The sequence below is a fragment of the Faecalicatena contorta genome (genome assembly GCF_021531995.1).
Taxonomy (GTDB): Bacteria; Bacillota; Clostridia; order Lachnospirales; family Lachnospiraceae; genus Dorea_A; species Dorea_A contorta_A.
This window is the reverse complement of the sequence record NZ_JAFBIZ010000014.1, coordinates 1-17625: the sequence shown is the minus strand read 5'-3', so window position 1 is coordinate 17625 and position 17625 is coordinate 1. Positions and strand designations below refer to the sequence as shown.

Annotated in this window: 13 protein-coding genes; all 13 read right to left on the bottom strand. The window is 43.4% G+C overall.

Annotation, left to right across the window (positions count from 1 at the left end):
• Positions 1 to 11: 11 nt before the first annotated feature.
• A complete protein-coding gene (locus JQM82_RS03280) occupies positions 12 to 1439 on the bottom strand; it encodes a DUF512 domain-containing protein (RefSeq protein WP_235248590.1) in 1428 nt (475 codons plus the stop codon).
• Between the two features lie 367 nt (positions 1440 to 1806).
• Positions 1807 to 2094 carry a hypothetical protein gene (locus JQM82_RS03275; protein WP_235248589.1) on the bottom strand — a complete coding sequence of 96 codons (288 nt, stop codon included), beginning with the start codon at positions 2092 to 2094 and terminating at the stop codon, positions 1807 to 1809.
• 188 nt (positions 2095 to 2282) lie between these two features.
• Positions 2283 to 5156, bottom strand: coding sequence for a M64 family metallopeptidase (locus JQM82_RS03270; protein WP_235248588.1), 2874 nt, complete (start codon positions 5154 to 5156; stop codon positions 2283 to 2285).
• A 230-nt stretch (positions 5157 to 5386) separates the two neighbouring features.
• The gene (locus JQM82_RS03265; protein WP_235248586.1) at positions 5387 to 9772 is read right to left on the bottom strand and encodes a leucine-rich repeat domain-containing protein; all 4386 of its coding nucleotides are present in this window, start codon (positions 9770 to 9772) and stop codon (positions 5387 to 5389) included.
• Between the two features lie 119 nt (positions 9773 to 9891).
• Complete coding sequence (locus JQM82_RS03260) at positions 9892 to 11226, bottom strand: sensor histidine kinase (RefSeq protein WP_235248585.1); 1335 nt, start codon at positions 11224 to 11226, stop codon at positions 9892 to 9894.
• Between the two features lie 47 nt (positions 11227 to 11273).
• Positions 11274 to 11948 (bottom strand): winged helix-turn-helix domain-containing protein, encoded by a 675-nt coding sequence (locus JQM82_RS03255; RefSeq protein WP_235248584.1) that lies wholly within the window; start codon positions 11946 to 11948, stop codon positions 11274 to 11276.
• 60 nt (positions 11949 to 12008) lie between these two features.
• Entirely contained in the window at positions 12009 to 12662 is a 654-nt protein-coding gene (gene phoU / locus JQM82_RS03250) for a phosphate signaling complex protein PhoU (protein WP_235248583.1), read from the bottom strand.
• Between the two features lie 3 nt (positions 12663 to 12665).
• Positions 12666 to 13415 carry a phosphate ABC transporter ATP-binding protein PstB gene (pstB, locus tag JQM82_RS03245; protein ID WP_235248582.1) on the bottom strand — a complete coding sequence of 250 codons (750 nt, stop codon included), beginning with the start codon at positions 13413 to 13415 and terminating at the stop codon, positions 12666 to 12668.
• Positions 13416 to 13427: 12 nt separating this feature from the next.
• Complete coding sequence (gene pstA / locus JQM82_RS03240; RefSeq protein WP_235248581.1) at positions 13428 to 14291, bottom strand: phosphate ABC transporter permease PstA; 864 nt, start codon at positions 14289 to 14291, stop codon at positions 13428 to 13430.
• Entirely contained in the window at positions 14284 to 15177 is an 894-nt protein-coding gene (pstC, locus tag JQM82_RS03235; RefSeq protein WP_235248579.1) for a phosphate ABC transporter permease subunit PstC, read from the bottom strand. Before pstC ends, pstA begins: the two co-directional genes overlap by 8 nt.
• Positions 15178 to 16110 carry a substrate-binding domain-containing protein gene (locus JQM82_RS03230; RefSeq protein ID WP_235248577.1) on the bottom strand — a complete coding sequence of 311 codons (933 nt, stop codon included), beginning with the start codon at positions 16108 to 16110 and terminating at the stop codon, positions 15178 to 15180.
• A gap of 288 nt (positions 16111 to 16398) precedes the next feature.
• Complete coding sequence (locus tag JQM82_RS03225) at positions 16399 to 17088, bottom strand: zf-HC2 domain-containing protein (protein WP_235248576.1); 690 nt, start codon at positions 17086 to 17088, stop codon at positions 16399 to 16401.
• A 7-nt stretch (positions 17089 to 17095) separates the two neighbouring features.
• Positions 17096 to 17569, bottom strand: coding sequence for an RNA polymerase sigma factor (locus tag JQM82_RS03220; RefSeq protein WP_235248575.1), 474 nt, complete (start codon positions 17567 to 17569; stop codon positions 17096 to 17098).
• Positions 17570 to 17625 lie beyond the last annotated feature (56 nt).

The following is a 17625-nucleotide window of genomic DNA, read 5'->3' as shown; positions in this document are numbered from 1 at the left end:
CTATTCAGCACTTACGTGCTTTCTTTTTCATATCCCTGCACGTAGACGAAACGGTCTTCATCGTTTGTGCGGTTCATCTCATAGTCTGCAGAAAGAACCGCGCGAACCAGATCTTTTCCCTCGTTTTCCACTGCAGTCAGGCGCAGGTGCAGTGCTTCTTCCAGCTGCTGCACCGTCATGTCATCCAGGAATATCTCTTCCCCGCTTCGAAGCATGTTGCAGGTAATCAGAAGCGTATCTCCAAGATCGGTACCACTTTCTCGCCGCTCACTCAGCTGCCGCTTTAAGTCCTGTCCTGTAATCAGACCGGATACTGTAACCGTCTCCCCGAAAAAATCATTGCGTATCGCAAACACATGTATATGAAGTCCCGGAAAGGCTTCCATCATCTTTTCCGCAAACGTCCTGATCGTTGGATAAGCCAGTTTCCCGGTTGCAATCGTCAGCGTCCTCTTTACGTTCTCTCTCCATACCGGATATTCTTTCATCCGGAGGATCCGTTCCAGTTCCTCCTGCACTTCCGTCTCCAGAAGCCGCATCATCCCGACTCCGTTCTCCAGCTGAATGTATCCATCGTAACGTTCCTCTTCCGGAAATTCTCTCTCCGCCAGAATATACCACTCATCGCTTGCATGGATAAAATGCAGACCATATTCCTCATAGAATTGCTGCTGATATCCTTCAATCTGATCAATGACTTTTCCTGCATCCTCTTTCGTAAAAAGCTCTAACGGATACAGGCCCTCTCTGTATCTGGTCAGTCCGGCCGGAACTACCGATACACTTCGCATAAACGGAAGATATCGGGACAGATCCCGAACGGAGCGGTCCAGTTCCTCCCCGTCATTCATTCCTTTGCAAAGCACAATCTGTCCATTCATCTCAATATGTGCCTCGTACAGATCGTTCAGAAACTTCAATTTTTCACCGGCAAACCGGTTATGGAGCATCTTGCAGCGAAGTTCCGGGTTGGTCGTCTGTATGGAAATATTAATTGGTGCAAGCTGCATATGAATGATGCGGTCTATGTCTTTCTGCTTCATATTCGTCAGAGTAATATAATTGCCCTGAAGGAATGACAGTCTGGAATCATCATCCTTGAAATACAATGTTTCGCGCATCCCCGGAGGCATCTGATCGATAAAGCAGAAGATACACTGATTGCTGCAGGAACGATACTCGCTCATCAGACCATTTTCAAATTCTACCCCCAGCTCTTCATCATAGTCCTTGTCGATCTCCAAAAGCCATTCCCCGCCATCCTGCTTGCGGATCAGTACTTCCACATACTCATCCTTCATCAGATAACGATAATCAAACACGTCTTCAATTTCTTTATCATTAATCGCAAGAAGAACATCTCCCTGCTCAATTCCCAGTTCTTCGGCAATCGAACCCGGATATATTGTTTTTATCAAATGCCCTGTGTCTTTTTTCATCTGCGGTTACACCTCTCTATCTGTTTATATCCATTCAGATCTGTTCCAATCTATCATCAGTCTTATCCAATTATAAACGTTCTACACAAGAAATGCTACACTTTCTTCTATCTTGCATTATGACGTGACTTAATCAGTTCTTAAGATTTTTTCGATTTCTTTAAGAGAATTAACATACTTTGGACATATTTTTCCCTTATAATGTGAAACAGATAGTTGAAAGACACATTCAACTATCTCCCCCCTCATAAAGTAGGCACCGGTGAAAATACGGTGCGACACTTTACTCTCATTCCTTTAGATAACTATAACAACAACGAAAACCCGTTAGCCGCTCAGCTAACGGGTTTTCGCCGTATCTGTCTTCTTATTCGATTGTTACATCCGGCTCGGATGGAGCAGCTGCATGAACCGCCTTTTCATCCTGTCTTGCAATGTACTGAACCAGGCTGATACATTGATTAGAATATCCCCATTCATTGTCATACCAGGCAATCAGTTTTACAAAAGTTTCATCCAGCATCAGTCCTGCTTTTACATCAAATACACAGGTATTATAATTCGCTCTGATATCCCCGGACACGATCTCATCGTCATTGTATTCAATGCCATTCAACCCAACCGCATGTTGCTCCTCCAAGAATATGGAAACCATTCGGCGCCTCGTACTTGCGGAAAACGGCATTACATTTCTTCCGACCTCATATCTGCCTTGCGGATACCGACTATTCGTTATCGTCATCCTCTCAGAATATGTCATAGAGAAAAAACCAGGGTGTCAAAAGGGAAAATATTTGACACCCTGATCTTCGTTCATTGACATGATAGTCAATCATTCATTTCTTATCTTCTACGTCTCTTAATAACTACAGTGCCTCCTGCAATTACTGCACCTGCAAGAAGAATCAGGTAAAGAGTAATCGGAGCTGTATCGCCGGTCTTTACAGCGCCCTTGGCATTTGCATCAGATGCTGTATTCGAAGAACCTGAATTGTTATCGGTCGTTCCACCGGTGCTTCCATTATCAGAACCGCCTGCATTACCAGAATCACCATTTCCCGAATCTCCTTTTCCCGGATCCTCGGAAGATGATCCTGCTGCTAAAATGGTATATGGAGAGTAACCTCTTGCACGTGGAACGTGATAAGTCACGTCATTCATTGTAATTTCCTGTACCGGATCCCAGAAAACATAACCCAGATAGCCGGTATCATCCCAAACATACCCATCACCATAGCTTTGATCTTCTGTTACCTTCCACATGGTACTGTAATCAAAAGAAATACCAAATACTTCATCCGGAGAAGGAATTAATTCTCCCAGCACATAATAGTTGCCCGGTTCAGATGGAGCGCCATCCAACTCATTTCCTTCACTATCATAATAGGTCAGGACATATTTTCCTTCCATTTCAGATTTCGGTACTTCTTTGCCCAGAATATATGTCTGGAAGTAATCATCCAGTTCAATCGGTGATCCATTTGCAACAAATTCATGTCTATATGCATCACTTACAACAACTGCATAGTCATCACCATACCATGTAAAGTACAGTGCGCTCATAAGTTCATCATGCTGTGCAGCGATCTCCTCTTCTGTAGAAGCTTCATAACCCACCTCATGTCCGGTCATATAATTAAGAAGCTCTCTCGTAACATAATCCATGCTGTCTTCATCCGTTCCACCATAGATTACTCTTCCATCTGCGGTACCCTCTTTTACATTTTCATCATTGACAATAACAATAGCAGATTTGTAACGTGATAACACGCCATAATAAGCCAGATAGTGAGCTGCGTCATAAGAAGTCTCTGCCGGAACAATCTTGCCATTTTCATCATACGTCAACCCAAAATAAGTATCTTTTGCTTCCGTACCGATACCGGACTCATCGGATTCTGCTTCGATTGATGAGAAGTTAAAATAAATCTGTGTTTCTTTGAATGGTTCTGTATTCTGGATATGCTCCATATATTTTTGAGCCAGTTCTTCAAATTTGTCCTGCTCATCTGCAGTAAATCCTTCACCTGTAATTACAATTGTCTTATTATTGTAATATACCGCAGCACCCGGATAGGTTGATGCATCATCATGATTTACCAGTGTTGTCATCTTGTAATTAATATCAAAAGATGCCTTTCCTTTTCCCACAACCTCTGTCGGGTTACTCTTATCGTATGCCAGAATTTCCACATTGTAGCTTCCCGGTTTTGCAGGAGCATCTTCGCTCTCATACTCATTTGTAACTTTCTTTGTATACGGCATAGTACCTGTATATTTTATTGATACGTCATAAGAGCCCTCCGGCAGATCTACCGTGTAGTTCACGTCTGCAGGCTCTCCGTCATATACCTTTGAAGCGACATCAATGGAGATATTATATGGTGGCTCAATGGTATATGTCCCACTCAGGGAACATTTTTCAAAAGTATCGTTTCCTGCAAATTCAGCTTTAAATGAATAATTTCCTTTCTTTACAGGCGCACTGTCCAGTGGGGCTCCGTTTTCATCATAATATGTAATCTGCAAATCTGTACTCAGATCTTCGCCTTCTACTGTATTGTCTGCTTTTCGAAGAATAAAGTAATTTTCAATGTCTGTTTCTCCACCTTCGCAGAATTCTGTTGCATATGGCTGGAAGAAAAGTTTTGTTACATTGGACTTTGCAGAAAATGCTTTACGAAGTTCTTCCTTACACACTTCACAGAACTCAAACTGCTTACCAAGATAACGCATCTTACAGTTTTGAGATGGACGATACCAGCCATCGCCACCTTCGTCATATTCATATACCCCTACGCCATTTTTCCCGACAAACTTCGCCCATGGCACTTTTGCCGGATCAGATTCCGCTGTCATATTGGCATACTCACGCTCATAACCTGCGGAAAAGTACTCATCCGCAAGATCCGGAATGGTATGTCCCAATTCATGAAGCATCATCTCCAATGCTTCTGAATTCAAAGATGCTAAGCAGACCTCTCCGCCACTTCCACCGTAAGTTGTGGAATTGACAATGATAACACTATAGTCAGCTTCCGGAACTGTAACTGCCTTCAATGCATCCAGCTTCTTCATTCCTTCATCCCCAACCGTAACCAGACGCTGCATACCGCCTGACCAGAAAGTTGTGCCAAAATAAGTGTCACGTGTATCTGCATCGGCTGCCTCTTGTGTCTGTGCATTATCAGCACGGGCGCCTGATTCATTCGAAGCAGTTCCAACTGCATAAAACTTTACAGAATCTTTATACTCATCCCACGGAGATGTTTCCATAACATAATTTGCAGTCTTTTCTGCCTCTTCAAAGAACTTATCCTGCTGGTCAGCCGTAAATCCATCCCCGAAAATCAAGAGAACTAACGCATCTTTATCAGCCAGAGCTTTGTCACCATACACGAGTTTCCAGTCAGTGATGTCGTCCTCCACTGAAGCAGTCATAATCCCTTCTTCATCGACTTCTTCCAAAACTGTTGTTTCTTCTGAACTATCCCTTTCTAAAACTTCAGAAGCATCCGGGGTTTCCGGTACAATTACAGGAGTATCTTCTCCTGCGACATCTTCCGTCTCCTTCGCATCTGCATCTTCAACAGATACTACATCTGTATCGCCTTCTGCATGTACAACAGCACTGCTGATTGGTGAAATGCAGAGAGAAAACACCAGAAGCACTGCAAGCAAAGAAGTCATCAGATGTCTGTTCATTTTTTTCTTCATTTTCTTCCTCCTTTAATAATTATAGTTGTTCAGAATCTTTCACTCCAGATTACTATCGTTTAGATTCCGTTAAGCAATTATGCTCTATATTATGTAATATTACTATAAGCCAATAAATTTGTGAAGGATTTTTTGAATACAATTTATTGTTTTTTATTATTATTTTTTTTAATTTCATTCATTATAACCAAAACGAAGGCGCAAATTTACATTCACGCCTTCGTTTCATCTTATTCTTCTATCGTTTCAGCTGCTTTTGACGGATCCCACTTTCCATTTGCATCTACATAGTAAGGTCCGATCCACTGATCTCTTGCCATGACTCCGTCCGCTCCCAGATAGTAATTGCCAACCCACTGACTGACTACTTTCTTTCCATTTGTTCCAAAGTAATAATAATTATCTCCGATCAGAAGCCAGCCAGTTGCCATTGCTCCGCTGTTCTTTACGTAATAGGTATCTCCGATCCACTGATCTATGCACATGATTCCCGTTGCCGGATCCATATAGTACCAGATATTCCTGGACTGAACCCATCCGGTCAGTTTCGCTCCACTGCTCTTCAGATAATACCAGTTTCCGCCAAGCTCCAGCCAGCCGGTTGCCATTGCTCCACTGCCTTTTACATAATAAGTATCTTCGATCCACTGATCTGTGCACATGATTCCCGTTGCCGGATCCATATAATACCAGATATTTTTTGATTTTACCCAGCCGGTTACTCTTGCACCACTGCTGTTCAGGTAATACCATCCTTCATCCAGCTTCAGCCAGCCGGTCGCCATTGCTCCGTTGCTCTTCACATAATAGGTGTCTGTGATCCACTGATCTGCACACATAATTCCTGTTGCAGGATCAAAATAATACCAGACATTCCTGATACTCTTCCATCCAGTCACACGATAGCCTTTTGCATTGAAATAATACCAGTTTCCATCAATTTTTTTCCAGCAGCTGTATGGATAACTTCCATCCGGATTCCGATACCACCATCCTCCGGCACCCTGCACCCAATTGTTGTCTTCCGGTTCTGGATCTGGTTCCTCTTCGATTTCTTTCAGAACAAACCGAACCTCTTTTGTACCGCTTAATGCCTCTCCGTCTATTTCCACAATAATTACATCTGAACTGGTAGACCGAACGGCAAACTCATGCCATGCAGGATCAACTGTGTATTCCTTTTCACCAATGATTATCGTTTCATCCTGCGGTGCAACTGTAATCTTCTGTGTACCATAGTCTGCCGTACTCATTGCATATTCAATCACGCCATTATAACTGTAGTGTGTACGCTTATATCCATCCAGTGCAATGGTAAATGGAATTCGGTCTGTCAACTTATTTCCATCCGAATCTACAACCTGAATCCGGATCGTATACTTATCACACAATGCCGGTTTTTCAATTTCTATCAGTCCTTCTCTTGCTGCCTTCAGATTGTCTGCTGCTTCATTCACCTGTTCCTGCGTTGCATTCTCATCATGATATACACGTCTGGCTTCCGCAAGGGCATTTGAAAATGCTTCATAAGACTCTGCCGTATAATCATCTGCTTTTCCTTCATATGAAGATGCAAAGAATATCTGATCATCCAGTTCCTTCTTATCGACAGCCTCTGGTTCTGATCCTCCTCCGGCTGGATGTATTACATATGTCAGTTTGATGCCATCAACGAACGGCTGATCATCTACCGTCGCAATACTTGCCATATAACTGCTGTTTGTTACCGTAAAACAGTGTACATCTTCTGTCGTGTATCTACTGTCGTCCAGTCGGATATATGTTGTATAACCATACTGCAGCGGTCCATATACATAATATGTAATGACTCCGTTTGCATCAGATGTAAGCGGCACTTCTTCATCCACAGTCTCACCGATCCATGCCTTAAATGCAACTCCGGATACCGGATTCCCTTCTTCGTCTACGATCTTCGCACGGAAACGGCCTGCCTGACATGAGTAATCTACTTCTGCCGGTTTCTTCACCAGTGCGCTGATTGCATTCTCAAGCGCCTCTACCTGTACATCAACCTGATTCTGTGTAGCTGTTTCATCATCATACACAGCCTGTGCTTCTGCAATCACCTGCTGGAGTTCTTCGAACCCGCTCTGATAATCATCTGCATTCAATGCTCTTGCTTCCGTAAGCTTACTCTCTAATGCACTTTTATTGACTTTCACTACAAGTCCGTTTCTTGCCTGAAGCAGCGCTGCACATGCTTCATCAACCTCCTGTTGTGTCGCATTGCCATCCTCGAGAACCTCTTCTGCTTCTGTCAGTCTGCTCTGATATTCTGCCCAGCTTTCTGCAGTATAATTCTCCTGTGAATAACTGTACTGCATGTTGACTTCTTTCTGTAATTCAGATTTGTTTGCAAGCTTTGTAAGTCCTGCTTCTGCCTGTTTGATTGCCGCAGCAGCTGCATTATAGTCATTCTGTGTCGCATTGTCGTCTGCAACAGTATTTTCCGCATCTGAAACAGCAGTTGTCAGTACACTGTAGCTGCCCGGTGTATAACTTCCGCTTTTATACTGTTTTGCAGCTTCTATATATTCTTCCAACACTGTGCTGTCCGGTTTTCTCTCATTCGTTTTGTCCGGCGCACCGTCTGCTCTCAGTTTTACCGTTACTACTTTTTCATAATCAACATCAACAGGAGATCCATCCACTGTCTTGTAATATCTTTTACCATCCTTTACTCCGATTGTCACAAGGAATGGTTCCACATCATATGGTTCTTCATGACAGGCCAGAACTTCCCATGTCTTTCCATCTTCCCAGCCCGGAGAAGCCTGAAGATAAGCAATTCCCGTATATGGATCCGACAACTGGTTCCATGCTTCTGCTCCGGTTTCCGGCACCCGGATCTGGAACTTGAATGGACGGGTAAAGAGATTGCCATTTTCGTCTTTTACAATTAATTTTAATTCCGTCAGAATATCTGTTTTTTCCAGTCCGGACATCGCTTCGTTCAATCCTGAGACAGCTGCATCCACATCTTCTTTTGATGCATCTGCATCTTCATATACCACTCTTGCCCGGTTCACTGCTTCTTCAAAGCTCTGATAGCTGCTGTCCGTATACTTGTATGCTTCCGTTATCTGTTCTGCGCCTTCAAGTAATTCCAGCAGTCCGGATTTATCCACATATTCATCCTTTGGAATCAGAACAAACTTCAGATCCTCCAGACCTGTTGCGAGATTCCCGTTCACAGTCGCTGTCGTATTCCCCCAGTTTACTGAATAGGTAATAGCTGCCGGTTCTGCTACATAGATATCTCCTGCCGGAGCAATCTCAATCTCATCATACATCGCATCCGTTGCAGTATGTGTCAGAGTCAGCTGTCCAAAAGAATCTGTCTTTACGGTTTTGCTGGTCTCAGAAAATGCGTTACGTGATGTCTTGGTAAATTCAGCATCTGCAATCGGAACGCCTTTCTTATCTACCACCTTGATTTCCAGTCGGTTCCATATCGGCTGTCTCTCTCCGTCAATATCGTATTCCGGATAATACTCAGGTTCCCCGCCATTTTCCACCTTCTGCTTGTTAGATCGTGCTGCTTCCACACGATTTTCATCAATATAGGTCTTCTGTTCTGTACTCAGTGCATCGTAAGCATCCAGTGCCTTCTGTACATTGGTAAGATCAGAAGTCTGCATTTTACTGATATTAAACAGGCTGAACAGTTTATTAACCTCGATGGCCGCAAAGAGATCCTCTTTTTTCGACTCATCCGGAAGCACCGTCTTGTCTTTGTCAAGTTTTAACAGTCCGGCGAGCGGCGTGAGATCTGTAATCCCACTGTTTCCTGCCAGATTCAGTTCCTGAAGTTCCGTCATACCCGCAATCGCCGATACATCTGTCAGCTTATTATGAGAAGCATCCAGAAAATACACCTTTTTCAGCTTACTCATATCCGGCAATGAAGCAATCTGATTCTGAGAAATATCAACATATTCCAGATTCTCCAGCTCTGCGATGGCATCCACACTTGTAATCTTATTGTAGGACACATTCATTCTCTTCAGTTTCTTCATGTCCTTTACTGAAGAAATATCTGTAATCTCCCGATTAACTGACAGATCCAGCAATGTCAGATTTGTAAGCGTACTTAATGCCGTTATATCATTGATTCCATCCTGCTTCAGAATCAGCTCCTGAAGCTGTGTCAGTTCCGAAAGAGGAGACAGATCTGCCAGACTCTTTCCTTCTACCGCAGAAGTATATGCAATATCAACCATGGTCGCAGACTTTGCGTACTGAATTCCTTCCAGACTTTCAATCCAGAACTGCTTTCCTTCCCACGCTTCCGTTTCAAAATCCTCCGGATGTGCACATAACTCATAGGAAATATTTTTAACAGACTTATCACCAACCACATCGGCCGTCAATTTGATACTTCCCTGAATCGAATTCATAGCTGCACGAATCGCCCAGTGAAGAATCGGGTCTTTAATGACTTCCTCTTCTGACGGCTCATAGACATCCTCCGGCTCAAGTCCGCCGCAGGTGTCTGCCCTGGCAGTTATCCCCGTGCCTACCATGCCGCTTACCACCATCACTGCCGCCAGTATCGCAGCAATCATGCTTCGCTTTCTTCTCATTTTTTTCATTTTTCTCCTCCTCTGCAATTGAAAAGCATACCTAAGTATAGTAATTTTTATTATAGTATAGGCCCTGTCAATCGTCCAATTGATAGGGCCTATATACTACATATACTTATTACTGTTTTCTATAGCATGGTCTTCTCATGCAAAGGAAAGAGAAGTTCCATCTTCGTCCCTTTTCCAATCTTACTCTCCACCTTAATCCTGGCATCATGGATCATCGCTCCGTGTTTTACAATGGAAAGGCCAAGTCCTGTGCCTCCGGTTTCTTTTGAATGGCTCTTATCCACGCGGTAGAACCGCTCAAAGATCCGCTCTTTCTGATCTTCCGGAATCCCGATTCCCGTATCTGTAACGATCACTTTCTTTCCCTGCAGGGTATTGCCGACCCACACGCTGAGAGATCCGCCTTCCTTGTTATACTTAATTGCATTTTCACAGATATTATAGATCATCTCATCCAGAATATGTCGGATTCCTATACAGGATACCGCTTCTCCTGTCATCTCGATATGCACTTTTTTCTGTGCTGCCTGCGGAGCCAGACGACTGCATATTTCTCTGGTAAGCTGATAAAGATCCACTTCTTCCTTCTCAACATCTATATTACCTTCATCCAGCTTCGAAAGCTTAATGATATCTTCTACCAGCGTAATCAACCGCCTTGCTTCATTATATATGCGTTCGGAAAAGGCTTTCATATCCTCCGGCTTCACAAGTCCATCCTTCATGATCTCCGCATATCCAGAGATGGAGGTAAGCGGCGTCTTCAATTCATGCGAAACATTAGCAGAAAATTCTTTTCTCATATTTGCTACTGCATCTTTTTCTTTGTTCTGTCTGTCAATCCTTTGAAGCAGCGGAGTCAACTCTTCATATACATCATTTTCCAGCGGATACTCCAGATCCAGCTGGTTAATCGGGCGAATCAGTCTCGTCACCTGACATCTTACGAGAATCCAGGCAAATATCAGCATGACCACCGCTATGATACCCATAACCGGAAGCACCCGGAGTGCTGTACGAAATGCGGTATCCACCGACCTTGATACTCTGAGGATATCACCATCTTTCAGGCGAACCGCATAATAAAACATCTCCTGGTTCAGTGTATCAGACTCCCGGATATCCTGCCCGCTTCCATTTTTGATTGCCTTTTGGATCTCCGGCCGGTTTTTGTGATTCTGAAATGTTACCTCATCCTCTTTGGAATCATATCTTACATTGCCTTCCGGATCGATCAGCGTAACACGGGTATTTTTTCTGACCGCATCCATCTGCTCCAGATAGGCTTTACCGGAGATGTCGATCGCCGCACAGATATAGTCTGCCTCCTGCCTGATCTCATCTTCTATAATGCTGATAGTCTGCCTGTATACAACAAACGTGGTGATTGCATATGTAATCAGCAATGTTGTCGTAATCACCAGAATCATACTCTGTTGAATCTTTTTTCTCATACCGCGCTCCCGCCTGCATTCTGCCCTTTCAGCTTTTTGTCTGCTACTTATTCACTCATACGATATCCGACACCACGAACAGTCTCTATCCGTTCTCCTGATTTTCCAAGCTTTTGCCTGAGCGTCCGGACATGCACATCCACTGTTCTGGTCTCGCCGTCAAAATCATACCCCCAGATATCCTCCAGAAGCTGATCTCTTGTCAATACAATATTAGAATTCTTCATCAGCCGTTTCAGAAGTTCATATTCTTTCAGCGTCAGATTGACTACTTCTCCGGCAGCCGTCACTTCATGCTTCTTTGTATTGATCTCTATATCTCCCAATACAATCGTATCCTCACTACGGGCATTCATGGAACTGCTTCTTCTAAGAACTGCCTTGATTCTGGAGACAAGCTCCATCATGCCGAACGGCTTCGTCACATAGTCATCGGCTCCGGAATCCAGTCCTTTCACCTTATCATATTCTGCACCTTTTGCCGTCACCATGATGACTGGAATATCTCTGGTCTTTGGAGAAGCTTTCAACTTTTTAAGCAGTTCCATTCCATCTTCTCCCGGCAGCATGATATCAAGCAGAATAAGCTCTGGCGTTTCCAACGCCAGAGCTTTTAAAAAGGAACTGCCATCCTCATATCCGCGGGCTTTGAATCCTGTACTTTCCAGGGTATACACCACCAGTTCACGTATATTACTGTCATCTTCCACACAAAATATCATTCTTTCAGTCTCCTTACATGTTCAGGATCTCCATTTGCCCGGTTTGACCGGTGATATCCCTTATACTTTACTTTCTTTATGGATGCCTGTGATTGAAAATTCCACCCATTCAGCGATATTTGTTGCGTGATCTCCGATACGCTCCAGATACTTCGCCACCATGATCAGATCAATTGCCTCCCGGCCCTGATCTCCTTTGCGATCTGCAATAAAACGAATCAGGTGATTTTTGTTCTCTTCAAACATTTCATCCACTTCATCATCCGCATCCATGACACGTCTGGATAATTCCAGATCTTTTTCCACATATGCAGTCACACTGTCTCTGACCATCTTGCCTGCCGCCTCGGACATCTTTACGATCAGCGGAATCTCCATTGCTTCCGATTTATTTTCGGAGATAATGATCTCTGCAATGTCCGCCGCCTGGTCTCCGATACGTTCCATGTCCGTAATCATCTTAAGTGCCGCAGAGATCTGACGCAGATCTCTTGCAACCGGCTGCTGCTGGAGAAGGAGCTTCAAACACAGACGTTCAATGTCTTTTTCCATCTGGTCAATCTCTTCGTCTGCCTCTCTTACTTCCTGCGCCTCTTCCATACTTCCCTTTTCCAATGCTTTTGTCGCTCTGTTGATTGCGATCTCACACAGTTCACCCATATGAATGAGCTGCTTATTAAGTGTTTCCAGCTGCATATCAAACTTATTACGCATATCCTAACCAAACCTCCCTGTAATATAATCTTCTGTTCTCTTATCTGCCGGTATAGAGAATAATTTTTCTGTATCGTTATACTCTACAACTTCACCCAACAGGAAAAAGGCTGTATTATCAGATACACGCACCGCCTGCTGCATATTATGTGTTACCATAACGATAGTATAATCTTTTTTTAATTCCATCGCAAGGTCTTCAATCTTAGAAGTGGAGATTGGATCCAGTGCCGATGTCGGTTCATCCATCAATAGCACCTCCGGCTGAACTGCAAGTGCTCTTGCAATGCAAAGTCTCTGCTGCTGTCCTCCGGACATTCCGAGTGCGCTCGACTTCAAACGGTCTTTACACTCATCCCAGATCGCTGCATCCCGCAGTGACTTTTCCACAATATCATCCAATTTTGCCTTCGAATGAATTCCATGTGTTCTCGGACCATATGCGATATTATCATAGATGCTCATTGGAAATGGATTCGGTTTCTGGAATACCATTCCCACTCTCTTTCTCAACAGGTTCACATCAATATCTTTATATATATCTTCTCCATCCAGCAAAAGTTCACCTTCAATACGACAGCCTTCTACCAGATCGTTCATACGATTGATTGATTTCAGCAATGTGGATTTTCCACATCCGGACGGACCGATAAATGCTGTGATCTTATTTGCCTCAATCTCAAGATTGACATTTTTCAATGCATGGAAATCACTGTAATACAGCTCCATATTCTTTATGCTTATTTTACTCATGCTTCTTCCTCTCTATGCTTTTGTTAACTTCTTTGCCAGTACACTGGATAATGTATTGATCCCGACAACCACAACAAGCAGAATGACCGCAGTGGCATAAGCCTGATCCATATACAGACCCTCGCTCGCCAGATTATACATATGAACAGCCAGTGTTCTTCCTGAACTCATCACACTCTTTGGAAAATCTGCAACCGTACCCGCAGTATAGATGAGAGCGGCGGTCTCTCCGACGATTCTTCCGATAGCCAGGATCACTCCTGCCAGAATTCCCGGAATCGCAGAAGGCAGCACGATGCGAAATACCGTACGCAGTTTTCCTGCTCCCAGTCCGAAGCTTCCTTCTCTATAAGAATCCGGCACCGCTTTCAGCGCTTCCTCCGTACTTCTCATAATCAGCGGAAGTACCATGATTGACAGGGTAAATGCACCCGCCAGGAGCGAAAATCCCCATCCACACGTCGTTACGAAGAACAACATACCGAACAATCCATATACAATAGAAGGGATTCCCTGCAGTGTCTCTGTCGTCAAACGAATAATCTCTACAAATTTATTTCCACGAGACGCATATTCCACCAGGAAGATAGCCGAAAATATACCGAGCGGCACTGCAATCAAAAGGGATAACAATGTCATAATAATGGTGTTTATCAGCGCCGGCATCAGAGATGCATTTTCAGAAGAATAGTTCATCGAAAAAAGCGATGGTTTCAGATACGGAACACCATGAATCAATATATATGCGATCAGGAAGATCAGTACCGTGAATGTCAGAATCGCGGACAGCATAACCAAAAGCATCATAAGCAGTGATCCCGGTGTTCTTTTGTATGATTTCATTTTTTGTTTAAATGTAACGCTATTACTACTCATGGTCATTCCTCCTGTTTAAAAGTGCTACGCAGAAATTAATGATCAGAATAAATACAAACAGTACCACACCGGTTGCAATCAGTGCCTCTCTGTGAAGCCCTGCCGCATATCCCATCTCAATTACGATGTTTGCTGTCAGGGTTCTGACGCCTTTAAAGATTCCGGACGGCATTCTTGCCTGGTTTCCGGCTACCATAATCACCGCCATCGTCTCACCGATTGCACGTCCTACACCCAGTACAATCGCTGCAACCACACCAGACTTTGCTGCCGGAAGAATTACCCGGAAAATTGCTCTTTCATGTGTTGCTCCCAGTGCAACCGCGCCCTCATAATATTGTTCCGGAACTGCACGAAGAGAAGACTCTGTCAGTCCTATAATGGTTGGAAGAATCATCATTCCCAGAAGCAGAGATGCCGTAAGAATGCTGCTTCCATTTCCGGCGCTTCTCAATATGCCCATCTCTTTCAGATCACGTCCAATTTCCCGGATCAACGGAACCAGAACGACCAATCCAAAAAATCCATATACAACGGAAGGAATACCTGCAAGCAGCTCTGTAGCTGTTTTCAACGGCTTATAGATCTGCTTCGGACAATAAAATGCCATAAATACCGCCGTCAGAATACCGATTGGAACTCCAAACACAATTGCCCCTGCCGTTACATACAAACTTCCGACAATCATAGGGAGAATTCCATAGATGTCATTATTCGGTTTCCACATTTCACCGCTCAGAAATTTGCCAAATCCTATCTCTTTCATTGCAGGGATACCATTTGCGAATAAAAACACACAAATGAGAGCTACCGCCAACACCGAAGCGCAGGCGGCAATGAAGAACACTCCCTGCATGAATTTTTCAGTCCATGCTTTCGATTTCATTTATTCGATTACCTCATCCCATGTAAGAGTTTCACCAGTGTAGATTGCTTTTACCTGATCACTGCTTAACTCATCCAATGTGTTATTCTTATTAACGATTACAGCAATACCGTCTGTAGCGATTACCTGTGGTACAAGTCCACCACTGAGTTCTTCGTCTTTCAGTTCACGAGATGCCATACCGATGTCGTAACTTCCATCAATTGTAGATGTCATACCTGTTGTGGAATCTGTTGTCTGTAATTCGATCTCTGCATTCGGATTTACTTCCTTATAAGCTTCGATGAGTTTTTCCATAACCGGTGATACAGAAGAAGATCCACCAACAACTGCTTTTCCGGACGGAGCTGAGCCTTCATATGGAGTTACATCATCCAAAGGAATATATCCGTTATCTGCAACGACTGCCTGTCCTTCTTCGCTCATGATAAATGCGATAAAGTCGTTTGCTACTTCATTGTCAAGTCCTTCTTTTGTTGCAATATTGAAAGGTCTTGATACTTTGTACTCTCCGCTCTTGATGTTTTCAGCTGTAGCTTCTGCTCCGTCAATCTTCAGTGCCTTTACGCTGTCATCCAGAGATCCAAGAGATACATAACCAATTGCATAATCATCACCAGCTACTGTTGTAAGCATAACAGATGTACTATTCGTAATCTGTGCTTCTTCAGTTGTCATATCAACTTTCTCACCGGCATCATTTTTTTCTTCGATTCCAAACAGTTCGATGAAAGCTCCTCTTGTTCCGGAACCATCTTCTCTGGATACGATTGTAATATCCATGGAAGAATCCCATTCAGCAGCAGCTTCTTCTGTCTGCTGTGTATCGCCCTCTGCTTCAGTGTCTGCTTCTGAGTTGCTTCCGCATCCTGCTGCCAGACCTGCGATCATCCCAACTGTTGCAAGTACTGCAATAAACTTTTTCAATTTCATAATCAACTTCTCCTTTGATTTTGTTTTTTATTTTCTTCACAGTTGCTATCATAAAGGAGCAATGTAAAATCTGAAATCCGACGAATGTTAAAAGAATGTAAAAAGTCAAAAAGGACGATTGCAAATTACGATTGTACTTTCTGTGAGATACCAGTTCCACAAGAACGCTTCGACGCTCACTCGCTTACCTCAGCTTTTCTTGTGGAACTGGTATCTTCTCAGGATGGCACCTCTACCTTTTGCAATTGCCCTTTTCTTCCGCTTTTCTCCAAAATTTTCTTAATATTATTATTTTAATTCTTCCATGCCTTTTTCTGTATAGAGATCTTTAATCGTCACTGTCTTTGTAACGTCGTTAAACTGTATTTCCAGTGTTTCATCCCCACTCAGATCAATGGTTTCTCCTCCGTTCGGACTTAGAATGGTATCTTCATCGACAAAGGTAATTCCCCAGTAACCGCCTTCACGGGTCGATCGACTGAACGGACTTACAAGTGCCTTTATGATTCGGATACTTTCTTTTTGATCTTCCTGAATACTCAGATCCAGGTCCATGTCTACATCAATATGGATATCTTCTCTCTTTGGATGGAATCCAATTGTCACCACACCACCTGTTTTTTCATAAGAGATTCTAACATCATCATAATCTGCCGTCTGTCCCCGTTCTGAATATTCTGAATAAAATGCAAAGACACCGGACACTACAAAGCAGATAATCGCCGTAATCAGAACTGCAATACCAATCTTTCGCAGATTCACTTTTCGTACTTTTCTCAAAGGCTGGATTTCCTTCTGCCTTTTTTCTCTCTCCTCCTGAGTCAGTTCTTCAGAGGCAATCTCTCTTTGCATTTCTTCCAGATATCGCCTGCATTCTCTGCAGCCCTCCAGATGTTCTTCGATTGCCTGGTTACTTTCTTTGCTTGTCAGTCCGTCTATATAACTCGGAAATAAATCCCTGATAATCTCACACTTCATATATTTTTCACCCTTTCATAATTTTCTGTTTTGCGCGGTAGAATGTTACGCGCGCCCAGTTCTCATTTTTTCCGAACAATTCCCCGATCTCTTTGAACGAGAATGCTCCTGTAATCCGAAGAAATACTATTTCCTTGGATACTTCATCCAGAATGTGCACCTTTCGGAATAATTCCATCTTTTCTTCTCTGAGGCACAGCTTCTCATCCAGCGCAGCCTCCCCGGATGTCATGGCCTCCGGGATCGGAATCGTTCCTTTCTTTTTTCTTCTCTCCAGTTCTCTGTACCAGTGATGCTTCGCGATCTGGCACAGCCAGGTAGAGACCTTACAGCTGCCGTCATACCGGTAGGAAGACTGAACCGCCTGACAGAATGTTTCCTGGGTCAGTTCCTCCGCGGTATCCTCTTCATGACACAGAGACAACAAATATTTATATACAAACTCTGCGTGCTCCTTATATATGAAATCCATATCTAACATTCTCTCACCTCCTTGTACCCATATATCCGAAAAACATAACTTTCGTTACATATTTA

Excerpts from the sequence above, each read along its gene's own strand:
- JQM82_RS03280 (WP_235248590.1), bottom strand. The coding sequence starts at position 1,439 with ATGAAAAAAGACACAGGGCATTTGATAAAAACAATATATCCGGGTTCG.
- JQM82_RS03275 (WP_235248589.1), bottom strand. The coding sequence starts at position 2,094 with ATGGTTTCCATATTCTTGGAGGAGCAACATGCGGTTGGGTTGAATGGC.
- JQM82_RS03270 (WP_235248588.1), bottom strand. The coding sequence starts at position 5,156 with ATGAAGAAAAAAATGAACAGACATCTGATGACTTCTTTGCTTGCAGTG.
- JQM82_RS03265 (WP_235248586.1), bottom strand. The coding sequence starts at position 9,772 with ATGAAAAAAATGAGAAGAAAGCGAAGCATGATTGCTGCGATACTGGCG.
- JQM82_RS03260 (WP_235248585.1), bottom strand. The coding sequence starts at position 11,226 with ATGAGAAAAAAGATTCAACAGAGTATGATTCTGGTGATTACGACAACA.
- JQM82_RS03255 (WP_235248584.1), bottom strand. The coding sequence starts at position 11,948 with ATGATATTTTGTGTGGAAGATGACAGTAATATACGTGAACTGGTGGTG.
- phoU (WP_235248583.1), bottom strand. The coding sequence starts at position 12,662 with ATGCGTAATAAGTTTGATATGCAGCTGGAAACACTTAATAAGCAGCTC.
- pstB (WP_235248582.1), bottom strand. The coding sequence starts at position 13,415 with ATGAGTAAAATAAGCATAAAGAATATGGAGCTGTATTACAGTGATTTC.
- pstA (WP_235248581.1), bottom strand. The coding sequence starts at position 14,291 with ATGAGTAGTAATAGCGTTACATTTAAACAAAAAATGAAATCATACAAA.
- pstC (WP_235248579.1), bottom strand. The coding sequence starts at position 15,177 with ATGAAATCGAAAGCATGGACTGAAAAATTCATGCAGGGAGTGTTCTTC.
- JQM82_RS03230 (WP_235248577.1), bottom strand. The coding sequence starts at position 16,110 with ATGAAATTGAAAAAGTTTATTGCAGTACTTGCAACAGTTGGGATGATC.
- JQM82_RS03225 (WP_235248576.1), bottom strand. The coding sequence starts at position 17,088 with ATGAAGTGTGAGATTATCAGGGATTTATTTCCGAGTTATATAGACGGA.
- JQM82_RS03220 (WP_235248575.1), bottom strand. The coding sequence starts at position 17,569 with ATGTTAGATATGGATTTCATATATAAGGAGCACGCAGAGTTTGTATAT.